Origin of the sequence: Oceanobacter sp. 3_MG-2023, from assembly GCF_030688925.1 — a bacterium.
Lineage (GTDB): Bacteria > Pseudomonadota > Gammaproteobacteria > Pseudomonadales > Oceanobacteraceae > Oceanobacter.
Map to the genome: position 1 here is coordinate 1 of NZ_JAUYVX010000028.1, position 5,585 is coordinate 5,585.

Sequence of the window (5,585 nt, forward strand, 5' to 3'; positions counted from 1 at the left end):
GCCGATGCGGACTACGAGACCAAGTCCAGCTACAACTTTACTGTAATCGCCACCGATGGGGCTGGTCACTTCACTGATCAGACCGTGACACTAGCGGTCAATAACCTCGATGAAGTCGCACCGACGATTACCTCTGGTGATACCGCGACTGCCATCGATGAAAACAGCGGTGCCGGCAGTGTGGTGTATACCGCCATTGCGGATGACTCTGCCGATATCTCTGATGGCGTGACTTTCTCGCTCTCAGGCGACGATGCCGCGTATTTCAGCATCAACTCCGCCACCGGCGAAGTCACCTTGTTGGCGGATGCTGATTACGAGACCAAACCAAGCTACAACTTTATCGTCACCGCTACCGATGGGGCCGGTAACTTTACCGATCAAGCCGTTACCCTGGCGGTCAATAACCTCGATGAAGTCGCACCGACGATTACCTCTGGTGCGACGGCTACCGCGATCGATGAAAACTCTGGTGCTGGGCAGGTGGTGTATACCGCGGCCGCTGATGACTCTGTTGATATCTCTGATGGCGTGACTTTCTCGCTCTCAGGCGACGATGCGGCGTACTTCTCGATTGATGCCAGCACCGGTGAAGTCACCTTGTTGGCTGATGCCGATTACGAGACCAAGTCCAGTTACAGCTTTACCGTCACCGCTACCGATGGAGCCGGTCACTTCACTGATCAGACCGTCACTCTGGCGGTCAATGATCTGGATGAGTCAGGACCGGTATTTAACTCCGGGACTCTGGCGGATGCCATTGACGAAAATTCTGGTGCCAGCTCGGTTATTTACACAGCCACAACCAATGACGCGACGGCGGTTTATAGCCTCTCGGGGGCTGATGCTGCTTTGTTCAGTATCAACTCAGCCACCGGTGAAGTGACTTTGTTGGCGGATGCTGATTACGAGACCAAACCAAGCTACAGTTTTACTGTCACCGCCACCGATGGCGCCGGTCACTTCACTGACCAGACCGTCACGCTGGATGTGAATGATCTGGATGAAGTGGCACCGACGATTACCTCTGGTGCGACGGCTACCGCGATCGATGAAAACTCTGGTGCCGGCAGTGTGATTTATACCGCCACTGCTGATGACTCTGCTGATATTTCCGATGGTGTGAGTTTCTCGCTCTCTGGCGACGATGCTGCGTATTTCAGCATCAACTCCGCCACCGGCGAAGTCACCTTATTGGCCGACGCTGATTACGAAACAAAAGACAGTTACAACTTTACCGTCACAGCCATCGATGGAGCCGGTCACTTCACTGATCAAACCGTCACCCTGGCGGTGAATAACCTCGATGAAGTGGCACCGACGATTACTTCTGGCGCTATCGCCACTGCGATCGATGAAAACAGCGGTGCGGGCAGTGTGATTTATACCGCTGTTGCTGATGACTCTGCTGATATTTCGGACGGCGTGACTTTCTCGCTCTCAGGCGACGATGCAGCGTACTTTAGCATAAACTCAGCCACCGGCGAAGTCACCTTATTGGCGGATGCGGATTACGAAACCAAGTCCAGCTACAGCTTTACCGTCACCGCGACTGATGGGGTTGGTAACTTTACCGACCAAACCGTCACCTTGGCGGTCAATGATCTGGATGAGTCAGGACCGGTATTTAACTCCGGGACTCTGGCTGATGCCATTGATGAAAACTCCGGTGAGAACGCGGTTATTTACACCGCGGCGACGGATGATGCGACGGCGGTTTATAGCCTCTCGGGAGCCGATGCAGGGCTGTTCAGCATCAACTCCGCTACAGGTGAAGTGACTTTGTTGGCCGATGCCGACTACGAGACCAAGTCCAGTTATAGCTTTACTGTCACAGCCACCGATGGAGCGGGTAACCATACCGATCAAACCGTCACCCTGGCGGTCAATAACCTGGATGAAGTGGCACCGACGATTACCTCTGGTGATACCGCCACTGCGATTGATGAAAACTCTGGTGCTGGGCAGGTGGTGTATACCGCTGCTGTTGATGACTCAGTGGATATTTCTGATGGAGTCACTTTCAGCCTGTCTGGTACAGATGCGTCACTGTTCAGCATAAACTCAGCCACCGGCGAAGTGACGTTATTGGCGGATGCCAATTACGAGACCAAGTCCAGCTACAGCTTTACTGTCACTGCCACCGATGGGGCCGGTAACCATACGGACCAAGCCGTCACCTTGGCGGTCAACAACCTGGATGAAGTGGCACCAAGCATTACATCTGGCGCTACTGCCACTGCGATTGATGAAAACAGCGGTGCCGGGCAGGTGGTGTATACCGCCACTGCGGATGACTCTGCTGATATTTCGGACGGCGTAACGTTTAGCCTCAGTGGTACTGACGCGGCTTACTTCACCATTGATACCAATACTGGCGAAGTGACTCTAAAAGCTGATGCTGACTATGAAACCAAGTCCAGTTACAGCTTTACCGTCACAGCCACCGATGGAGCCGGTAACCACACAGATCAAACCGTCACGCTGGAGGTGAATAACCTGGATGAAGTCGCACCGACGATTACGTCTGGCGCTATCGCCACTGCGATCGACGAAAACTCTGGTGCCGGACAGGTGGTGTATACCGCTGTCGCTGATGACTCTGCTGATATTTCGGACGGCGTGACTTTCTCGCTCTCAGGCGACGATGCGGCATATTTCTCGATTGATGCCAGCACCGGTGAAGTGACTTTGTTGGCGGATGCTGATTACGAAAGCAAGTCCAGCTACAGCTTTACCATCACCGCCACCGATGGGGCTGGTAACTTCACTGATCAGGCTGTGACGCTGGATGTGAATGATCTGGATGAGTCAGGACCGGTATTTACCTCCGGCACGTTGGCTGATGCCATTGATGAAAACTCTGGCGCCAGCTCGGTTATTTACACAGCAGCGACCGATGACGCGACAGCGGTTTATAGCCTCTCGGGAGCCGATGCAGGGCTGTTCAGCATCAACTCTGCTACAGGCGAAGTGACGTTATTGGCTGATGCCAATTACGAGACCAAGTCCAGCTACAGCTTTACTGTCACCGCTACCGACGGGGCCGGTAACTACACCGACCAAACCGTGACGCTGGCGGTCAATAACCTCGATGAAGTGGCACCGACGATTACTTCTGGTGCTATCGCCACTGCCATCGATGAAAACTTTGGTGCCGGGCAGGTGGTGTATACCGCCACTACTGATGACTCTGCTGATATTTCTGATGGTGTGACTTTCTCGCTCTCTGGCGACGATGCAGCGTATTTCTCGATCGATGTCAGCACCGGTGAAGTCACCTTGTTGGCGGATGCGGACTACGAGACCAAACCAAGCTACAGCTTTACCGTCACCGCCACCGATGGGGCCGGTAACTTTACCAACCAAACCGTGACGCTGGCGGTCAACGATCTGGATGATACCGCTCCAGACGTCAGCATTGTATTGGCTCCCGCACAGGTACAACTGGGATATGCCACGGTACAAGATTATTTTCCGCAAATCACTGAGGTGGGCAGCGATGGTGCCTATGCGGTGACCTGGCTCGGTCGGGATAGCGACTGGGATTATTCGATCTTTGTACAGGCCTTTAGTGCCGATGGTTCTCTTAATGGCACTATTGTACCGCTGACAGCGCCCAATCATTATGACTATGGCCCGCAAATCACCGCGGTGGGCAGCGATGGCGCCTATGTGGTGACCTGGTATGGAGCAGATAGCGCTAATGATTATTCGATCTTTGTGCAGGCCTTTAATGCCGATGGTTCTCTTAATGGCACCGCGGTACAGCTGGAAGCGCTGGGTAATACCACTGGTCATGACTTTGATCCTCAAATCACCGCGGTGGGCAGCGATGGCGCCTATGTGGTGACCTGGAATGGAGCAGATAGCGCTAACGATTATTCGATCTTTGTGCAGGCGTTTAAGGCCGATGGTTCTTTCAACGGTGACACAGTACAGCTGGAAGCGCCGGGTAATACCACCTACCCTCAAATCACCGCCGTGGGCACTGATGGCGCCTATGTGGTGACCTGGTACGGTGATGATAGCGACGGTGATTATTCGATCTTTGTGCAGGCGTTTAAGGCCGATGGTTCTTTCAACGGTGACACAGTACAGCTGGAAGTGCCGGGTAATACCACCGCTGATGATTGGTACCCTCAAATCACCGCCGTGGGCACTGATGGCGCCTATGTGGTGACCTGGTACGGGGCCGATAGCGGCGGTGATGATTCGATCTTTGTGCAGGCGTTTGATGCTGATGGTTCATTGAGTGGCACCACGGTACAGTTGGAAGCGTTGGGCAATAACGCTGGGCATGATTTGCTACCCCAAATCACCTCGGTGGGCAGCGATGGTGCCTATGTGGTGACCTGGTATGGGTATGACGGTGTTGGCTATGGAGGGAATACCTCGATCTTCATTCAGGCCTTTAATGCCGAAGGCTCTCTCGATGGCAGCACGGTACAGCTGGAAGCGCTGGGTAATACCACCGGTGAAGATTATGCTCCACAAATCACCGCAGTAGGCAGCGATGGCGCCTATGTGGTGACCTGGTACGGTGAGGATAGCAACAATGACTATTCGGTCTTTGTTCAGGCATTTGATGCCGATGGTTCCTTTAACGGTGCCACGGTACAACTGGAGGCCTTGGGTAATACCACCGGTGATGACTATGATCCGCAAATCACCGCAGTGGGCAGCGATGGAGCCTATGTGGTGACCTGGTATGGAGAGAATAGTGACGGTAATAATTCGATCTTTATGCAGGCCTTTAATGCTGATGGCTCGCTGGTGATGGATAGCACCTATGAAACCGGTGAGCTGGTGACACTGCAAAGCAGCGAAGCGGGTACGGTGTATCTGGTCAGCGATACGGTCACCGTAACCAGTGAATCTGATATTACCAGCGCCAGCAGTCATCTCTGGGTCGCCGCAACACTGGCAGCAGCAGGCACCGTCACGGTGGATACCACGGCGCTGGCCTATGGCGATTATTACGCCTATGCCGTCGACAATGCCGGCAATCTGAGTCTGGTTTCTGATGAGCGAGTCACATTAGCCGATCAAACAGCGCCGACCTTTACCTCGGATGCCACCATCCCCGCCATTGACGAAAACTCCGGTGAGAACGTGGTGATTTACACCGCGACCACGGATGATGCGGCAGCGGTTTATTCGTTGTCTGGTACAGATGCGTCACTGTTCAGCATCAACTCTGCTACAGGCGAAGTCACTTTGTTGGCGGATGCCGACTATGAAACCAAGTCCAGTTACAGCTTTACCGTCACCGCCACCGATGGAGCCGGTAACCACACCGATCAAACTGTTACGCTGGCGGTGAATAACCTCGATGAAGTGGCACCAAGCATTACATCTGGCGCTACGGCTACTGCGATCGATGAAAACTCTGGTGCTGGGCAAGTGGTGTATACCGCCACTGCGGATGACTCTGCTGATATTTCTGATGGCGTGAGTTTCAGCCTGTCTGGTACAGATGCGTCACTGTTCAGCATCAACTCGGTAACCGGCGAAGTCACCTTGTTGGCCGATGCGGACTACGAGACCAAGTCCAGCTACAACTTTACTGTAATCGCCACCGA

At 53.7% G+C, this 5,585-nt stretch carries 1 protein-coding gene; it reads left to right on the forward strand.

The features are described from left to right. Positions 1-5,585: cadherin domain-containing protein (locus Q8W32_RS16415; protein ID WP_305415671.1), on the forward strand; the 5,585-nt coding region annotated here is incomplete at both ends.